General features: G+C 71.6%; 11 protein-coding genes, 1 tRNA gene and 2 pseudogenes. 7 read left to right on the forward strand and 7 right to left on the reverse strand.

Annotation, left to right across the window (positions count from 1 at the left end; translation table 11 throughout):
• Positions 1 to 225: 225 nt before the first annotated feature.
• Both ACZ4S3_RS18750 and mreB read left to right on the forward strand, forming a co-directional pair.
• The gene (locus ACZ4S3_RS18750) at positions 226 to 2,337 is read left to right on the forward strand and encodes an FUSC family protein (RefSeq protein WP_467935126.1); all 2,112 of its coding nucleotides are present in this window, start codon (positions 226 to 228) and stop codon (positions 2,335 to 2,337) included.
• 199 nt (positions 2,338 to 2,536) lie between these two features.
• Positions 2,537 to 3,673, forward strand: coding sequence for a rod shape-determining protein MreB (mreB, locus tag ACZ4S3_RS18755; protein WP_467935129.1), 1,137 nt, complete (start codon positions 2,537 to 2,539; stop codon positions 3,671 to 3,673).
• 67 nt (positions 3,674 to 3,740) lie between these two features.
• On the opposite strand, the gene ACZ4S3_RS18760 is transcribed toward mreB, so the two are convergent.
• Complete coding sequence (locus ACZ4S3_RS18760) at positions 3,741 to 4,526, reverse strand: TetR/AcrR family transcriptional regulator (RefSeq protein ID WP_467935133.1); 786 nt, start codon at positions 4,524 to 4,526, stop codon at positions 3,741 to 3,743.
• A gap of 198 nt (positions 4,527 to 4,724) precedes the next feature.
• Between ACZ4S3_RS18760 and ACZ4S3_RS18765 the strand changes: the two genes are divergently transcribed.
• Entirely contained in the window at positions 4,725 to 6,011 is a 1,287-nt protein-coding gene (locus ACZ4S3_RS18765) for an FAD-dependent monooxygenase (RefSeq protein ID WP_467935583.1), read from the forward strand.
• A gap of 212 nt (positions 6,012 to 6,223) precedes the next feature.
• Positions 6,224 to 8,383: a tetratricopeptide repeat protein gene (locus tag ACZ4S3_RS18770; RefSeq protein WP_467935137.1), complete on the forward strand. Its 2,160-nt coding sequence runs from the start codon at positions 6,224 to 6,226 to the stop codon at positions 8,381 to 8,383.
• On the opposite strand, the gene ACZ4S3_RS18775 is transcribed toward ACZ4S3_RS18770, so the two are convergent.
• The 3 genes from ACZ4S3_RS18775 to ACZ4S3_RS18785 form a co-directional block, all read right to left on the reverse strand.
• On the reverse strand, positions 8,340 to 10,184 hold the full coding sequence (locus ACZ4S3_RS18775) for a hypothetical protein (protein WP_467935142.1): 1,845 nt from the start codon (positions 10,182 to 10,184) through the stop codon (positions 8,340 to 8,342). The two genes, ACZ4S3_RS18770 and ACZ4S3_RS18775, sit on opposite strands and share 44 nt — an antisense overlap.
• Positions 10,185 to 10,715: 531 nt before the next feature.
• The gene (locus ACZ4S3_RS18780; protein ID WP_467935147.1) at positions 10,716 to 10,868 is read right to left on the reverse strand and encodes a hypothetical protein; all 153 of its coding nucleotides are present in this window, start codon (positions 10,866 to 10,868) and stop codon (positions 10,716 to 10,718) included.
• A gap of 300 nt (positions 10,869 to 11,168) precedes the next feature.
• Positions 11,169 to 12,143: a helix-turn-helix domain-containing protein gene (locus ACZ4S3_RS18785; RefSeq protein ID WP_467935151.1), complete on the reverse strand. Its 975-nt coding sequence runs from the start codon at positions 12,141 to 12,143 to the stop codon at positions 11,169 to 11,171.
• 248 nt (positions 12,144 to 12,391) lie between these two features.
• Here ACZ4S3_RS18785 and ACZ4S3_RS18790 point away from each other — a divergent pair, with 248 nt between their 5' ends.
• A complete protein-coding gene (locus tag ACZ4S3_RS18790) occupies positions 12,392 to 13,138 on the forward strand; it encodes a hypothetical protein (RefSeq protein WP_467935155.1) in 747 nt (248 codons plus the stop codon).
• Between the two features lie 465 nt (positions 13,139 to 13,603).
• On the opposite strand, the gene ACZ4S3_RS18795 is transcribed toward ACZ4S3_RS18790, so the two are convergent.
• The gene (locus ACZ4S3_RS18795) at positions 13,604 to 13,813 is read right to left on the reverse strand and encodes a hypothetical protein (RefSeq protein WP_467935159.1); all 210 of its coding nucleotides are present in this window, start codon (positions 13,811 to 13,813) and stop codon (positions 13,604 to 13,606) included.
• A 636-nt stretch (positions 13,814 to 14,449) separates the two neighbouring features.
• Here ACZ4S3_RS18795 and ACZ4S3_RS18800 point away from each other — a divergent pair.
• Positions 14,450 to 14,674: pseudogene (locus ACZ4S3_RS18800) on the forward strand (phosphohydrolase); the annotation flags it as partial.
• Between the two features lie 7 nt (positions 14,675 to 14,681).
• On the opposite strand, the pseudogene ACZ4S3_RS18805 reads toward ACZ4S3_RS18800, so the two are convergent.
• Positions 14,682 to 14,894: pseudogene (locus tag ACZ4S3_RS18805) on the reverse strand (NUDIX hydrolase); the annotation flags it as partial.
• 58 nt (positions 14,895 to 14,952) lie between these two features.
• Between ACZ4S3_RS18805 and ACZ4S3_RS18810 the strand changes: the two are divergent.
• Positions 14,953 to 15,153, forward strand: coding sequence for a hypothetical protein (locus ACZ4S3_RS18810; protein ID WP_467935162.1), 201 nt, complete (start codon positions 14,953 to 14,955; stop codon positions 15,151 to 15,153).
• A gap of 167 nt (positions 15,154 to 15,320) precedes the next feature.
• On the opposite strand, the gene ACZ4S3_RS18815 is transcribed toward ACZ4S3_RS18810, so the two are convergent.
• Positions 15,321 to 15,393 (reverse strand) — tRNA-Arg (locus ACZ4S3_RS18815).
• Positions 15,394 to 15,430: the final 37 nt, after the last annotated feature.

Here is a 15,430-nt window from a genome sequence, read left to right on the forward strand (position 1 = left end):
CCTGACCTGGGACGTTTACGTACAGCGGGGACCGGGTTTACCGTCATTTTCCCGGCACCGGAGCCGCGCGCTCCGGTGCCGGGACCCGGCGCGCGCGGGGGAGCGCCGGCGCCACCGGTGGCACCGACCGGTGCACCGACCCGTACCGGCAACCGGTACGAACAACCCCGGCAACCGGCGGCGGCCATTCCGGAACCGCCCGCCCCCTGACCGTATTCTCTCGATATGACCTGGCCGCGTGCGCTGAAGGAGACCGCCCGCTCCGGGCTGACCATCGAGCGGGCCAAGCTCACCCCGGTGATCGCCGTGCGCGGCGCGGTCGGCGTCGCCCTGGTCATCGGCCTGTGCCTGTGGCGCGGCGACCCCGCCCTCGCGGTTTCCTCCGCCTTCGGCGCCTTCGCCTCCGGCCTCGTCACCTTCCAGCGCAGCATGCGCCCCCGCCCCGTCCGGGCGCTCGCCGTCGCCGGCGCGCTGGCCGTCTCCACCTTCCTCGGCTACCTGGCCGCCGCCCATCTCCTGGCCTTCGTCCTGCTCCTCGCCGGCTGGACTCTGCTGGCCGGGATGGCCTGGGCGATCGGCCCCATCTCCGGCCTGGCCGGCACCCAGACCGTGGCGATCATGCTGGTTACCGTCACCCTGCCGACCTCCGTCCTCGGCGCCCTCGAACACGCCGCGCTGATCTTCTTCGGCGGCGTCGTCCAGGCCACCTTGATCGTCGTCTTCCCGGTACGCCCCTGGGGAGTGCAGCGGGACGCCCTCGCCGACGCCCTGGCCGCCGAGGCCGACTACGCCCGGCGTCTGCGGCACGACCCGGTCGCCCCCTTCGACCCGGCGCCCCTCATGGACGCCCGGCTCGCCTCCGAGGTGACCCCCCGTCAGGCCAGGCGCCGCCCCGCCCAGCTGCACGGGCCACGGGGCCTGGCCGAACGGGTCAGACCCGTCCTCGCCTCCCTCGCCGACCCCGTCGTCGGCGCCCCGCTCGACGGTCCGGAACGCGACCGCGTCCGCGACCTCCTCCACGCCGCGGGCACCGTCCTGGATGCCGTCGCCCACGCCGTACGGCACGCCGGCCCCGTCCGCCTGCCGCCCGAGGCGATGGCCACCCTCGAGGTCCCCGCCTCCGGCCCGATGCTCCACGGCCCCGCCCGCCGCTCCGCCTTCCGGCTGATCTCCCTGCTCGTCGACGCCGTCGAGCTCACCGACGAGCCCGTCCAGGCCACCCGCCCCACCACCGAGGCCGAACGCGGCCATCTGCTGCGCCCCAGCGTCCCCCGGCTCGTCCCGGTCGCCCTGCGGGCCCTGCGCCGCGAGGCCCGCTGGTCCTCCCACATCTTCCGGCACGCCCTGCGCGTCAGCGCCGTGGCCTGCTGCGGCTACCTCCTGGGCACCGCCCTCCCGTTCGGCCACGGCTACTGGGCGCCGCTCACCTCCGTCATGGTGATGCGCCCCGACTTCGGCCAGACCTACTCCCGTGGCGTGGCCCGCTTCAGCGGCACCCTCGTCGGCGTCGCCATCGCCGGCACCCTGATGGCGCTCGCCCACCCCGGCCTCTACGTCTGCGCCGCACTCGCCGTCCTCTGCGTCTTCCTCATGTATCTGCTGATGCGCACCGGCTTCTCGGTGACCTCCGCGTGCGTGGCCGGATACGTCCTCTTCCTGCTCGGCATCGCCGGTGAGGGCTGGACACAGACCGTCGAGGAGCGCATCGTGCTCACCCTCCTCGGCGGACTGCTCGCCATGCTGTCGTACGCGCTGTTCCCCGCCTGGGAAACACCCAGGCTGCGCGACCGCCTCGCCGAGTGGCTGGAGGCCAACGGCCGCTACGCGCTGGCCGTGCTGGACCGCTACGCCCGGCCCGCCGAACGCCGCCCCCGGCACGTCCGCGAGGCCCTCCTGGACGCCCGTGCGGCCCGCGCCGCCTGGGAGGAGAGCGAGGCTCGCGCCGAGAAGGAACCCGTGCGTCACCGCGGCCTCTCCCGCACCTCGGCCACCGCCGCCGGCGCCGCCCTCGCCACCATGGGCCGGGTCACGATGATCATGGAGGCCCATCTGCCCGACAAGGACGCCGAACCGTCCCCCGGAGCCGCCGCCTTCGCCGCCGAACTCCGCCCCGCCCTGGAGCGCGCCGCCCATGCCGTACGCGAACGCGGCCGCCCGGACTGGAGCGCGCCGCGTGCCGTGTGGGAGCGCTGGGACGCCGCATCCGAGAGCCAGGGTGTCGCCCTGCGCGCCGCGGATCTGCTGCTGGATGCCCTCGACGATCTCGCGGAGGCGCTCTCCAGGGGGCGGGGCGGGCGCAGCCGGGCGGCGCGGGGGGCGGGGGACGGTGGCCGGTGAGCCGCCGGGGGCGGGGGCGCCGGCGGGGCGGGGCCTCACGGGAGGTGCTCGGAGGGAACCATTCCGCATCCCCGTCAGTCTTCATAATTGCCCGCAATCAACGCCTTTGCCGCTGGTAGCCCCTGCCACGGCAAAGGTGCCGCCCGCGCCGCAATGCCCGAGGATCGTCCCCCGTCGCGAGAGAGCACCCGAACTCCCCATGGCGTCCAGCACTTCATCCGGTACTTCGTCCAGCAGGTCCGCCGCCGGTAAGCCCCCAGCCGGCAAAACCTCCGCCGGTGCGTACGACATAGGCATCGACCTCGGTACCGCCAACACCCTGGTGTACGCCCGCGGCAAGGGCGTGGTGCTGAACGAGCCGTCCGTCGTCGCCGTCAACGCCGCCGGCGAGGTCATCGCCGTCGGCGCGGACGCCAAACGGACCATCGGCCGCACCCCCTCCGGGATCACCGCGATGCGCCCCCTGCGCGACGGCGTCATCGCCGACTTCGACGCCGCCGAGCGGATGCTGCGCGCCCTGATGAAAAAGGCCCTGCCCAGCCGCCGGTTCGCCCGGCCGCGGGTGGTCATCTGCGTCCCCTCCGGCATCACGGGCGTCGAACGCCGCGCGGTCATCGACTCCGCCCGAGGCGCCGGCGCCCGCGAGGTCCACCTCATAGAGGAGCCGATGGCCGCCGCGATCGGCGCCGGCCTTCCCGTCGACGAACCCGTCGGCTGCATGGTGGTGGACATCGGCGGCGGCACCACCGATGTCGCCGTCGTCTCCCTGGGCGGCCTGGTCACCGCCCAGTCCGTGCGGATCGCCGGCGACGCCCTGGACGCCGCCATCGCCACGTACATCAAGAAGAAGCACGCACTGGACATCGGCGAACGCACCGCGGAAGACATCAAGATCGCCATCGGCTCGGCGGTATGGACCCCGGCCGGCACCGACGAGGACGGCGCAGCCGAACGCCGCGCCTCCTACACCGTCCGCGGCCGCGACCACGTCACCGGCCTGCCCCGCATCCAGGAAATCACCGAAGAGGAAATCCGCGGCGCCCTCGCCGAACCGGTCGACGCCATCGTCCGCGCCGTCCACCACACCCTCGACGCCTGCCCTCCGGAACTCTCCGGCGACATCATCGAGCACGGCATCGCCCTCACCGGCGGCGGCGCCCTGCTGCGCGGCCTGGACCGGCGGCTGCACCAGGAAATGGGCGTCCCGGTGACGGTCGCCGACCACCCGCTGGACTGCGTCGTCAACGGAACCGCCAAGTGCGTCGACGAATTCGCCTCGCTGCACGGCCTGCTGACGGGCGCGAAGGACCGCCCGCGCAGGACGGTGCGACTGTAGGGAGCCAAGGGTCGGGGCGGCGACCGGCCGGGGGCGGCTGAGGGGCTACGGCCGTGTGCCGCTGCCCCTACCCCGGCTTCGGCCCCTGGGCCCGCTGCCCGATATACGCCTCCAGGCCGTCCAGGATGCGCTCCAGCCCGAACTCCAGGGACTGGTCGCGGGATTCGGTGGACTCGGCGGAGGCGAGGGCGGCGGTGAGGGCCGGGAAACGGTCGGAGCGCCCGACGAGCAGTTCGTTCAGGATCGCGCTCATCACCTGCTCGGGCTCCTTCGCCTGCGCGCTGCCCAGCCCCAGCGACGCCGACACCTGGGTGATGGCCCGGACATGGCCGGTCACGATGACCACGGCATCCAGCTGCTCGCCGCCGTTGAGGCCGGTGTCCGCGAGTGCGCCGAGGGCGCGTTCGGTCCAGGCGAGTTCGTTGGGCCCCATGATGCGCGGGCCGATGGCCGCGTCCAGGAGCCAGGGGTGGCGCCGGAAGGCCGCCGCGAGCTGCTCGGCCCACTCGCGCAGCGCGGCCCGCCAGTGCTGCGGGGCGCCGTCGGCGCGGGGCGGAGGTTCGCCCATCGCCGTATCGATCATGAGCGCTACGAGTTCCGTCTTGCCCGGGACGTAGCGGTACAGGGACATCTTGGTGAAGTCCAGCTCGCCCGCGACCCGTTGCATGGAGACGGCGGCGAGCCCGCCGAGGTCGGCGAGGGCCATGGCCGTACGCGTGATCCGCTCCAGGCTCAGCGCCGGCTTGGGGCCGCGGCTGGGCCGCTCGCGCCCGCCCCACAGCAACTCCACGCTGCCCGCCTGATCGCCGAACACGCTGCTCTTCTCGCCGCTCTTCTCGTCGTCTTCAGCCACTTCCGCATACTAAAACTGTTTCCGGGGTACACGAATAAGTGTCCATCGGATACAGTTTCTTTTGTTCACGTCGATCGCGAAGGACCGGTCCCCGTGCGGGCCGGTCCGATGGGGGAGTGCGTCATGACGCAACGAACGTGCCGAACGCAAGGGGTACGCCGAACGCAAGGAACGGCTACGGCCGGCCGGCGGGCCGCGGTGCGCCGGCGGACGGTCCTGATCTCGGGCGCAAGCGTGGCGGGCCCGGCCCTGGCCTACTGGCTCGCTCGCCACGGCTGCCGCCCCACCGTGATCGAGGTGGCTCCCGCCCTGCGCGCCGGCGGCTTCGCGGTCGACTTCCGCGGGCCGGTGCATCTGTCCGTACTGGAGCGGATGGGTGTCCTGGAAGACATCAAGCGCCGGGCCACGGGCGGCAGCCCGATGACCTTCATCGACGCCCAGGGCCGCCAACTGGCCGCAATGCCACCGGAGTTCGCGGCGGGCGAGGTCGAGATCCTCCGCTCGGACCTCTCCCGCATCCTTTACCACCACAGCCTGAACGTCCCCACCGGCGCATCCCGCTCGCCCCGGGATTCCCCTTCCACCGAGTACGTCTTCGGCGACTCCATAGCGTCCCTGACCCAGACCGACGACGGCGTCGATGTCACCTTCGAACGGGGTGCGCCGCGCACCTTCGACCTCGTGGTCGGCGCGGACGGCCTGCACTCCACCGTCCGTCGGCTGGCGTTCGGCCCGGAGGAGCGGTTCGTCAGCCACCTCGGCTATTACGTCGCCGGCTGGGACCTGCCCGCGGACGCCTCCGACCTCGCGGCCCGGTCGGTGGGCTACGGCGAGCCCGGCCGAGTGGCGACCGTCGGGCGTGTTCCCCGGCGCGCCGACGAGCCCGGCTACACAGGGGAAGCCTTCTGCGTCTTCACGTCCGAGCACGAGCTGTCCTACGATCGACGCGACCCCAACAGTCAGAAGAAGGCGATAGCCCAGGCCTACGTCGGCGCCGGCTGGCGAACCCCGGAGCTGATCGACTCCCTCTGGGCCGCGGACGACCTCTACTTCGATTCCATCAGCCGGGTTGATGTCCCGCACTGGTCCACCGGCCGGATCGTTCTCCTCGGCGACGCCGCATACGGCGCCACGGTGGGCGGCATGGGCACCGGCTCAGCGGTGGTCGGCGCCTACATCCTGGCCGGCGAGCTGGCCCTGGCGGATGGCGACCACACCAAGGCCTTCGCCCGCTACGAACAGCTTCTCCGCCCCTACGTCACCCCATGCCAGGAAGGCGGCCGCGGCGCGGGCGAATTCCTGGCCCCGCCAACCCAGGAGGCAATGGACGCACGCAACGCCGCCCTGAACGACCCCGCCACAGTCCGGGCCATCCTCGAGCAGGGCCGGGACCTCTCGGCAGACCTCACCCTCCAGGACTATCCGTCCCCGCTCGACGCCTCCGCCGAGGCCACCACCCTGGACGACCCGATACGCACCGCGTGACGAGGCGGCCCGGCGCCGGGACGGCCCGGCGCCGGGACGGGCCGGCGCCGGGACGGCCCGTCCCGCTCACCGGCCTCGGCCGGATTCCGCCCCTGACCCTCGCGGGAGGCAGGCATCACGCGCCGTATGACCGATAGCGTTGATCTCGACGGCGGGGCAGGGATCCGGGTGGCCGGATGGGCAGGACGCAGGCGTGCAGGGGGAGTTGCGACATGGTGGATCCCATATCGATGGGGGCGGTGACCGCGGTACTGGGGGCGGTGACGGCTTCCATGGCCAACGAGGCCGGGAAGCGGGCCTGGGAATCCGTGGGTGCGCTGGCCCGGAGGATCGCCGGGCGCGAGGTCGCGGCGCCGGCCGGGAGTGCCGAGCGTGCGGCGCTGGCCGCACTGCTGGTGGAGGGGGCGCGGCGCGACCAGGTGCATGCCCGAGCACTGGATGCCTGGGTGCGCAGCGCTCCCCGGCTCGGATCTGCCGCCGCGGTCCCGCGCCGGCTGCCCGGCTCGGTACGGTTTTTCACCGACCGGCAGCGCCCGATGAAGTGCCTGGACCGTGAGGCCGGGCGCAAGGCCGACGGGCGCCCCCGGGTGGTGCTGGTCCACGGGCCGGAGGGGATCGGGACCAGTGCGCTGGCCCTGCACTGGGGGAGCGCGCAGGCAGGCCGGTTCCCTGACGGGCAGTTGTATGTGGATCTGCGCGGGCCGTCGTTGGTGGGCACGCTGGACCAGGGCGCCGTGCTGCGGGGCTTTCTGCGGCAGTTGGGGTTCGCGGCTGACGAGATTCCGCCGGCGGTCGAGGACCGGGTGGATCTGTACCGGGCCGGTGTCGCGGAGCGAAGGCTGCTCGTGGTCCTTGACCACGCCCGGTCCGCGGCTCAGGTCCAGCCGCTGCTGACGCCGGCGCCCGGGGTGTTCACGCTGGTGGTGGCCCGGCGGCCGCTGAGCGGTCTGGACGCGGTGCCGGTTGCCGTCGGACCGCTGACCGACCGGGATGCCCGCGCTCTGCTCGGCCGGCTCACCGGGAAAGAAGCCCTGGCCGCGGCGGGCCCCGTGGTGCCGCAGGTGCTCGCCAGGTGTGCCGGGTCGCCGTTCGCCCTGCGCGCGGCCGCCGTGCGGCTGACCGAGCCGCCCCGCCCCCAACAGGAGCCCGCCGTGCCGGACAACGACCCCGTATGGACCGCCGCCGCGGACGCCTACCAAGAGCTGGAGGCGGGCGCCGCGAGGCTCTACCGCCTGCTGGGTGTGCGGCCCTGGCCCGCCATCGGGGCGGCATGGGCGGCCGCCGTCGCAGGGACCAGCGAACCGGAAGCCGAAAGGCTGCTGGCCGAGTTGGCCGACCGCCGGCTGCTGGAGACCACGGCCACCGGCCGCTACCGATTCCGCCCCTCCGTGCGGCGGCACGCCGAAGCGGCCGCCGTTGCCGCGGACGGCATCGCCGGCTGCTCGGCCGCGGTCTCGCGCGGTGTGGCCTGGGCCCTGCGCTTCGCGGTACGCGCGGACCGCACCGTACTGCCCCAGCGCTGGCACCTCGGCCCGCTGTACGAGCAGCTGGAGCCGGGCCCCTACCTCGATCCCGGAGAGGCGCTGGCCGCGCTCGACGGTGAGCTCGGCCAGATCCTCGAAGCGGTCCGGGCCGCCGAGGAGTTCGAGGACCGCGACTCCGTGGTCCAGCTGTGTGAGGCCCTGTGGTCGGTGCAGCTCAAGGCCGGGCGCCACGACGAGCTGCTGCCCGCACTCCGGGCCGGTACACGCGCCGCCGACGCCGGTGCAGCTGCCGACGACGACGCCGGTGCGCACAGCGCATCCGCCGCCGCCTTCCGGATGGCCGGACGGATGCACACCCAACTGGCGCTGGCCCTCGTCGAGGTGCGTCGGCACGAGGAAGCGGAGTCGGAGCTTGTCGCCGCCGCCCGCGCCGAGGAACGCGCCGGTCATCTCCGCGGCGAGGCCACCGCCGTGGAGACGCTGGGTCTGCTCCGGCTGCGGCAGTGGCGGTTCCCGGAGGCGTATGAGCGGTTCGATGAGGCCGATGCCCTGCTGGCGTCGATCGGGGAGGACGGCGAGGGAGCCGCCGATGTGCCGCGCGCCCGCGCGCTCCTGGAGCGTCACCGGGGGCGGGCACTACGGGGCCTGAGCCGCTGGGCCGACGCCCTGGAGCGGCTGGAGCGGGCCCTGCGCTTCTTCCGCGACAGCGCCGAGGCCTACAACACCGCCCGTACCCTCACCGACCTCGCCGAGACCCACCTCGATGCCGGAGATCCGGCCGCCGCGCGCCCCCTGATCGATGAGGCGGCCGCCCTGCTCCAGGGTGAGCAGGCGGCGTTCCATCTCATCCACTTGGAGGCGTTGCGCCGGCGTTGCCCGGCAGGGTGACGGTCACCCGGTGGGTGGCGCGGCCCGTCCGTACGGACAGCCCGCTCGCCACCAGGTCGTGCAACGCCGCGCCGCCTGCCAGCGCGGCGTGCAGCGCGGAGGCATAGACGGCCGGGTCGGCGGCGCCGGCCGCGCCGGTGAGCCGTAGGACCGCGCCGGACCGGGTGCGTACGGTGCACGCGTCGGGGCCCGTGATGTACGCCGCGAGCGCGCAGGCAGGCCACCGTGCCAGGACTTCCGCGCCCCAGCTCTCCGGCGGCCCCAGCCGGGGATCGTCCGGCTCCCCGTACCGGAAGATGACGTCGGCCGGCGCCACCGCCTCGTATGCGGCCTGGTCCTCGTGGACGGCCAGATGCGCCGCCCCGTCGGTCTGCTGACCGTCCTCGTCCGGATCGCCGGCGGGCTCATAGGCGGGCTCGGCGAACCGGCGCACCGTGACCACGCCGTCCACCGGCAGCCGGGTCAGTACCCGTAGCGGGGCCGTGCGCAGCGGCGGCTCGTACGCGGGCAGGGGCAGCGGGTCGAGGAGCGCGGGCTCCGGCGGCTCGGGTATCCCGATGAGGTCGTAGAACGTCTCGCGCAGCAGCGCTGCCGACTTGCCGGGGACGGAGGTGGTCAGTTCCGCGGGGCCCGGGAGGGGGCGATGCCGGGCGATCAGCGACTCGATCTGGTGCGGCAGGGGCGCGTGGGGATCGAGGCGAGGGGCCCTGCGGACGAAGTCGGCCACCGGGGAGCGGGGGTCCAGCCCGGTCAGCGGTGCGGCGCCCAGGAGGACGGGGGTGCCGAGGGCGGCCGCGTAGTACGTCACGGAGCCGTGGTCCCCGATGACCGCGTCGGCGGCGATCAGCGCCTGCCGCCAGCCCTCCAGGGGGTCCAGCAGGGTGAGGCCGCCGCGGCGTGCGCGATGCAGCCAGGCCCTGATCTGGCCGGGGCCGTGGCCGTGCCAGATGTTGGGGTGCAGGACGGCCGCGAGGCGGTATTCGTCCGCGGCGAGTTCTCCGGTCAGGCGGGGGAGGAGGGAGGGGAGCAGGTCTTCGGCGCCGCCGTCCCCGAAGAACGACTCCGGGTTCCAGGTGGAGTTGAGGACGAGCAGCCGCTGGCCGGTACGTACGCCGAGGGCGCGGCGGAAGCGGTCACGGTGCGGGAGGGCGGCCAGCATCCGGTCGAAGCAGGGGTCCCCGGCGAGTACGGCCGTGGGGACGGCCTGGGGGCAGGCGGCCCGGAGGCGCTCCAGCTGCTCGGGGTGCGAGAGCACCATCGCCTCCGCGATCGGGGTGCCGTCCGCGAGCAGCCACTCCTCCGACATCCCGAACACGGGCGCACCGGCCGGACCCGACTCCCGGCTCCCGGCTCCCGGCTCCCGGCTCCCGGCTCCCGGCTCCCGGCTCCCGGCTCCCGGCTCCCGGCTCCCGGCTCCCGGCGTGGCCAGCGTTTTATTATATCCGACGCCATGTGAGAGGACGGTCAACTTCCCCTGGAGCAGGTGCAGTTGACCGCCAAAGCTCGCCGAGATGGCCAGGTCCACCGGCGTCTGCAGCGCCTGTGACCACGGCAGAACCGGCACGTCGACCTCGGCCAGCAGCTCCGCCACCCCGGCCTGGAACGGCGACGATCCCGTACACGTCGCCAGCATCTGCAGCCGCAGATCGTCGCGGAACAGCGGCAGTACGTCCAGCAGCCGGGTCGCCGACGTCACGTTGTGCACGACGAACAGCACCCACCGGCAGCGCCCCCGGGTATCCCACCGCCCTGACTCGGCCCCGACGGGAACCCGTATCCAGCCATCCCGCCGCCCGCTCACCGAACCCCCTCGCCACCCGGCCCACCGAGCCGGCACCACATCTCTTTGGCCGGTCACGATATCCGCGCAGCCGTCGGGACGGTCCCGCGCAGCCCGGGTCTACTCGCACCCTCCGGATCCGCCGAGCGGCACACCCGCCCGGCCAACTGGCTCAGCGATGGTGTCCCGTCGGCGCAGGACGCGAAGTGGGCGGGCATCAGCAGCCCTGTGCTGCTTGCGGGGAGCTCCGACCCGGCGGTGCACTGTCGGTGGACGTTCGGGATGTCGACCTCGAGTCGCGCACGGTGCGCGCAGAGGGGGCCCGGAAGGAGCCGCGGCGGTCGCCGGGTGCGCGTTGACAGCTCCGGTTACCCGGCTGAGCGCCCGGCAGGACATTCGTGGAGGCATGGCCAACAGCACAGCGGCGTACGGGCTGTGCGCCGGCGCGGAGTCGCTGCGGCACGCACGGAAACCACTGGCCAACCGCGCGTGCCGCACCACAACCGGCGCCCCTCAACGGCGCTCAACGGCACATGGGCACACGGGCACACCTCAGGCGGTGAAGTCGCACGAACCCGGGTCAGTCATGCTGCCGCAGCCGTCGTAGCCGTAGCCGTAGCCGTAGCCGTAGCCGTAGCCGTAGCCGTAGCCGTAGCCATAGCCATAGATGGTGAAGTCCGGCCGACGGCCCTCCGGGAAGGACATGTCGCACGCCCTGCTCTCGCCGGCTCCGGCGACCCCGCAGTACGAGATCTTGGGCCCTACCGTTCTCGTTCGGTGGCTGGTGCTGTCCCCCGCGAAGCACCAGCCACCGAACGCGTTGCTGCGGTGGCAAAGGAAGCCACCAAGAGATCCTGCCCCGCTCGGTCATTCAGTTCTCCGCGGTCGTGGTCACGCCCGCGTACTTCACCCCGGCGCCCTTGACCGAACCAACGTTCCTTCACGATGCCGGAATGCGGCCGGTGAGTCGTGAGGGCTGAGTGCACAACTGCGTTGGCAATGAGTTCACTCGTGGCTGTGGAGGGCCTGATGCCGGTGGTCCTTGGGCGTGGTGCCGTAGGCGGCACGGTAGGCGCGGCTGAAGTCGGTTGCGCGGGGGAATCCCCAGCGGGTGGCGATGGCGTGGATGGGGACGGCGTGGAGTGCTGGGTCGGTGAGGTCGCGGCGGGCCGCCTCCAGGCGTCGGCCGCGGATCCACGCGGCGACCGTGGCGTCTTCGTCCCGGAAGAGGCGGTGGAGATAGCTGGTGGAGATGTGGTGCGCGGCGGCGATCGTGGCCGGAGTGAGGTGCGGGTCGTGCAGGTGCTCCCGGATGAATGCCTGGATGCGCAACGTGAGGGTCCGTCGGTGGGTCTCCGGAGGGAGGCAGTCGCCCGCTTCGAGCAGATGGGCGAAGAGCGCGGCGGCCAGATCGGTCAGGACCGTGCCCAGTCGGGCGCCGTCGGTGGGCTGGTAGGGGGTGGTGTCCTCGGTGAGTTGGGTGAGGAACCGCGCCAGGAGGGCGCCCATCCCTTCCCTGGCCGACACCGGCGCCCCGACGATCCGGCGGGCCACGTCGCGCGGCAGCGGCACCAGGGCCTTGGGAATCTCCAGCGCCACCGTCGTGATCGGGGCCCCGGCGCTGTGCACGTCATTCGGCAGCGAGGAAGAGTTGATGAGCAGGTCGTGCGGCTTGTACTGGGTTTCCCGGTGCCTCCACACGCCTCCCCCGGTCCCGCGTACCACGAGTGAAATATGGTACGTCTCGGGGTCGGACTGCCGGATTTGCTTCGGCGTGCGCCGGAAGACCAGCGGCTGGAAGACGGCAGACCACATGGTGACAGCACCGAGGGCCAGCACGCGTTGGGAAGCCCGGAAGTCGTCGGCGTAGTCGCTGCGCAGCTCCATGGGGGCATGGGTACGCCCCAGGAGCTCGGACCAGTAGCCGAACCGATCCGGCACAGGCACATCGTCACTGCGGAACACCAACTCGTCCAACAACTCTCGTTCCCCGTTTCTGAAATCGCGGGTCAAAGGGCTCCTGCCAGGTAGTACACAGTGTGCTTGGTGCCCCGGTTCCATGCCGCGGCGGCCGGAAGTGTGGAACGCCCGCGGTCGCAGTTCCTGGAAGGATCAAGCCCGATCCAGGTCCGAGAGGCGTCACAAGGACGAGGCGAAGATGAACCCCACGGAAAGCCTCCGCAACCAAGCCCGCGTGATCGCCGGCGACTATGACGAGGTGACACGTGATGAACGAGGCGCTTCAACGCTACCGACGCAGGTTTCCCGCACCACGACGGGCGTGCGGTCTCCTGCTCGCCCTATTGCTCAGTGGATGCTCACTGTTCGGCGGAACCGATGCCGAGGACCTGCAGACCATGAAGCCCGAAGCGGCAGAACAGACGGCCGGCGAGATCTCTCACGGCTTCCTCGAACTCACCGCCGTTCGCGACCAGAAGGGCTCGCGCGGCGCTCTCACCATGACCCTCGACAGCGCGGAGAACACCTTCTACATGCGTGACGCCTGGTCGATCGCCGATGCCTCACCCGACGAGCTGCGCAGGGGCATGAAGAATCTCGTCGACAAGATGCCTGCGGCAGGCTGGGAGATCGAGAGTTACGAGCCGGCGAACTCCGAGGCCAAGCAGCCCCAGCTTCGAGCCGTGCATGAGAAGTCCGGATACAAGGTCGTCGCCGAGCTACTGATCAGGAGCGAACGCAAGAACTCACACGACCACCCGAGCGCATCGCGGAAGGATCTGATCGGCTTCACCGTCACCTCACCGGCCTACCAGGCGCCCCAAGATACAAAAATCGCCGAGTACACCCATGGTCCGATAGAACCGCAGGTGGTGCGGTCGAAAAGTCATCGCTGCTGGTCAAGCGATGTCGTGGTACTCGCTGATCACGCCGCCGATGGTCCGGGTCCGCAGCGCCCGGCGGGCGTTGAGGAGCTGCCCTGCAATGTCGGACTGTTCCTCGGCGTCAGGCGGTAGTTGGCAACGGGCCTGGCGAGGGCGGTGGGCGTGGCACCGCCGTTGGCAGGAGGGGGCCAGGATGTTGTCAGTGCCCATAAACCCCGTCCGTGCTGGTCAGGCCGCCTGAACACTGCCGCGAAGCCCTGCGGTCAACCGTAACGGCAGGAGCATTGCCCCGCTGATTGCCGGCCCGGTCGACCTGAGCCCGGCGTCCCGGTGTTGCCCGCCGGCTACGCACGTGGCCTCTCGGGTCAGCTCTCGGACCTGAAGAAGCGGATCGAGGCGGGAGGAGACCTGCCGGAGCTTCCGGCGGGCTGGAGCCGGCCGCGAAATCCGGGGAGGGTCTGGCGCTTCTGCGTGTGTGCCCGTACATGCCCTGACCAGCAAAGAGCCCCTCCCGAAGGGAGGCGCTGTCTCGGCGCCTTCGGCAGGACTCGAACCTGCGGTCCAGTGCTTGGAAGAGACCTGCATGGTCCGGCGCGCTCAGGTAATGCTTTCGGAGTGTCCGTCGGGGAAGGTGCACGTGGGGCCGCGGTAGGGGCCGCCCTGGTTGACCGTTCCGCCCTGGGCCGTGCACTGTGCGGCGGAGACTGTCGGATGCGTCGCTGCCTGAGCGGCGGCAGCGCCGACGGCGCTCACGCCGGCGAGGGTTGCTGTGGCGAGGGCGAGACCCAGCAGTCGTCGTATACGCATGGCTTTCTCCTCTCGATTGCCCCTGGTTCGGTGCTTCGGGATGACCGGGCTCATGCCAGGGACCACAGGGCCCGCGAGCCGAACAGCACCACTGCTGACCTGTCCCTTCAGGCTCATGTAGTGCAGCCTCGTCTCCGCCCGTCCACATCTCCTCGACAGGCACCCAGGCATGCCGCAGCGCGAGTGTGTCGAGGTTGGAGCAGAGCCCACCCTGCCGCCAGACCGCAAGGAGGCGAACACACGGTGCCCGAGTGCATCGAAGTTGTCCGCGAAGAAGTATCGACTCGCACGTTGACGAGGATGCTGCCAGGCCAGTAACCGAGGTCGGCGGACCCAACGCTCGTCTCGTCCGCCGAGGAAAACAAGGGACAGAACGGCCTGTATTGAGCGAGGGCGAAACTGCCTAACAGCCCCTGGGTCAAACCACCGCGACGCGTGCCGACGAGGTGCCGCTGGACGAGGTGCTGCACCACTGCTCGCAGGGTGCCCGCCACATCAGGGATCGCGCCGTACCGCTCGTCGGCGCCCGTCTTGCGCACAGCCTCGACAGCGACCCATCCGCCGTCATGCCCGCCGCCGGCACGTCCCCGATGGCCATGTGGCTGAGGCTGACACGCCTGTGGCCACCGGTAAGCCGAGTTCGAGCTGGAGCGGCCAGAGCTCGTGGACGCCCTGATCTACTGCGATATGGCCACGACCCCGGCCGGCGGACACACGACGCCGGCTGACCGCCTGGATGAGATCGTGTCGCGGTACGGGCCAGACACCATCGTGGGCCGCTTCATCCAGCGCGCTGCCCCCGCGATCCATGCCGCCGCGAGCCGGGTCGATGAGCGTATGGCCGCTGTGGATGCGGCTTAGTCGATATAGGCACCGTCCGTGACACATCAAGGCCGTGGCTGATGCGCAGTCGCATCGAGGGATGAATGTCGAGGTTGTCGAGGTCCGTTGGGGAGACCCAGCGGACCTCCTTCGATTCATCGCTGGTGCGCAGTGAGCCGCCTGTGGGGTGGGCGCGGAAGCAAATGGAGAACTGCCGGCGTGCCTCTCCATCGTCGTACGCCATGACGTGTCGCGGGTCGGCGGGCGCGGCAGGAAATGCTCACCTCTTACGAATTCGGGTCCCCCTCGGTCCCCGTGTGTACGACCTCCGGCACACCTGCCTGACCAACTGGCTCAACGCCGGCGTTCCGGCCGCGACCGTGGCCGATTGGGCGGGCAACAGCGTCCCCGTACTTCTGGCCACCTACGCGCGCTGCATCGACGGGCAGCTCGACGACCTGAAGCACAGGATCGAGCAGGCGGGGGAGCTGCCGGATCCGGCCGCGGCGGGGGCCTGAAAAACTCCTCCGCGTATTCTCCGCCGCCACCCGCAGAAACCCGGTGACAGCCGGACACAGCCGGACCCTCCCCATGGTCACCAGGGGAGGGTCCGGCTGTTCTGCGTGTGTAGCCATACATGCCCTGACCAGCAAAAAGACCCTCCCGAAGGGAGGGTCTTGCGGAGCGCCCCCGGCAGGACTCGAACCTGCGGCCAAGTGCTTAGAAGGCACCTGCTCTATCCACTGAGCTACGGGGGCCGGGCGGTGGAGGTGGATCACGGACCGCGGACAAGGA

The organism is Streptomyces sp. NPDC028368, from assembly GCF_055565615.1.

What these genes read in the sequence shown, in the direction of transcription:
- ACZ4S3_RS18750 (WP_467935126.1), top strand. Translation starts at nt 226, where the DNA reads ATGACCTGGCCGCGTGCGCTGAAGGAGACCGCCCGCTCCGGGCTGACC.
- mreB (WP_467935129.1), top strand. Translation starts at nt 2,537, where the DNA reads ATGGCGTCCAGCACTTCATCCGGTACTTCGTCCAGCAGGTCCGCCGCC.
- ACZ4S3_RS18770 (WP_467935137.1), top strand. Translation starts at nt 6,224, where the DNA reads ATGGTGGATCCCATATCGATGGGGGCGGTGACCGCGGTACTGGGGGCG.
- ACZ4S3_RS18780 (WP_467935147.1), bottom strand. Translation starts at nt 10,868, where the DNA reads ATGTCCTTCCCGGAGGGCCGTCGGCCGGACTTCACCATCTATGGCTAT.
- ACZ4S3_RS18790 (WP_467935155.1), top strand. Translation starts at nt 12,392, where the DNA reads ATGAACGAGGCGCTTCAACGCTACCGACGCAGGTTTCCCGCACCACGA.
- ACZ4S3_RS18795 (WP_467935159.1), bottom strand. Translation starts at nt 13,813, where the DNA reads ATGCGTATACGACGACTGCTGGGTCTCGCCCTCGCCACAGCAACCCTC.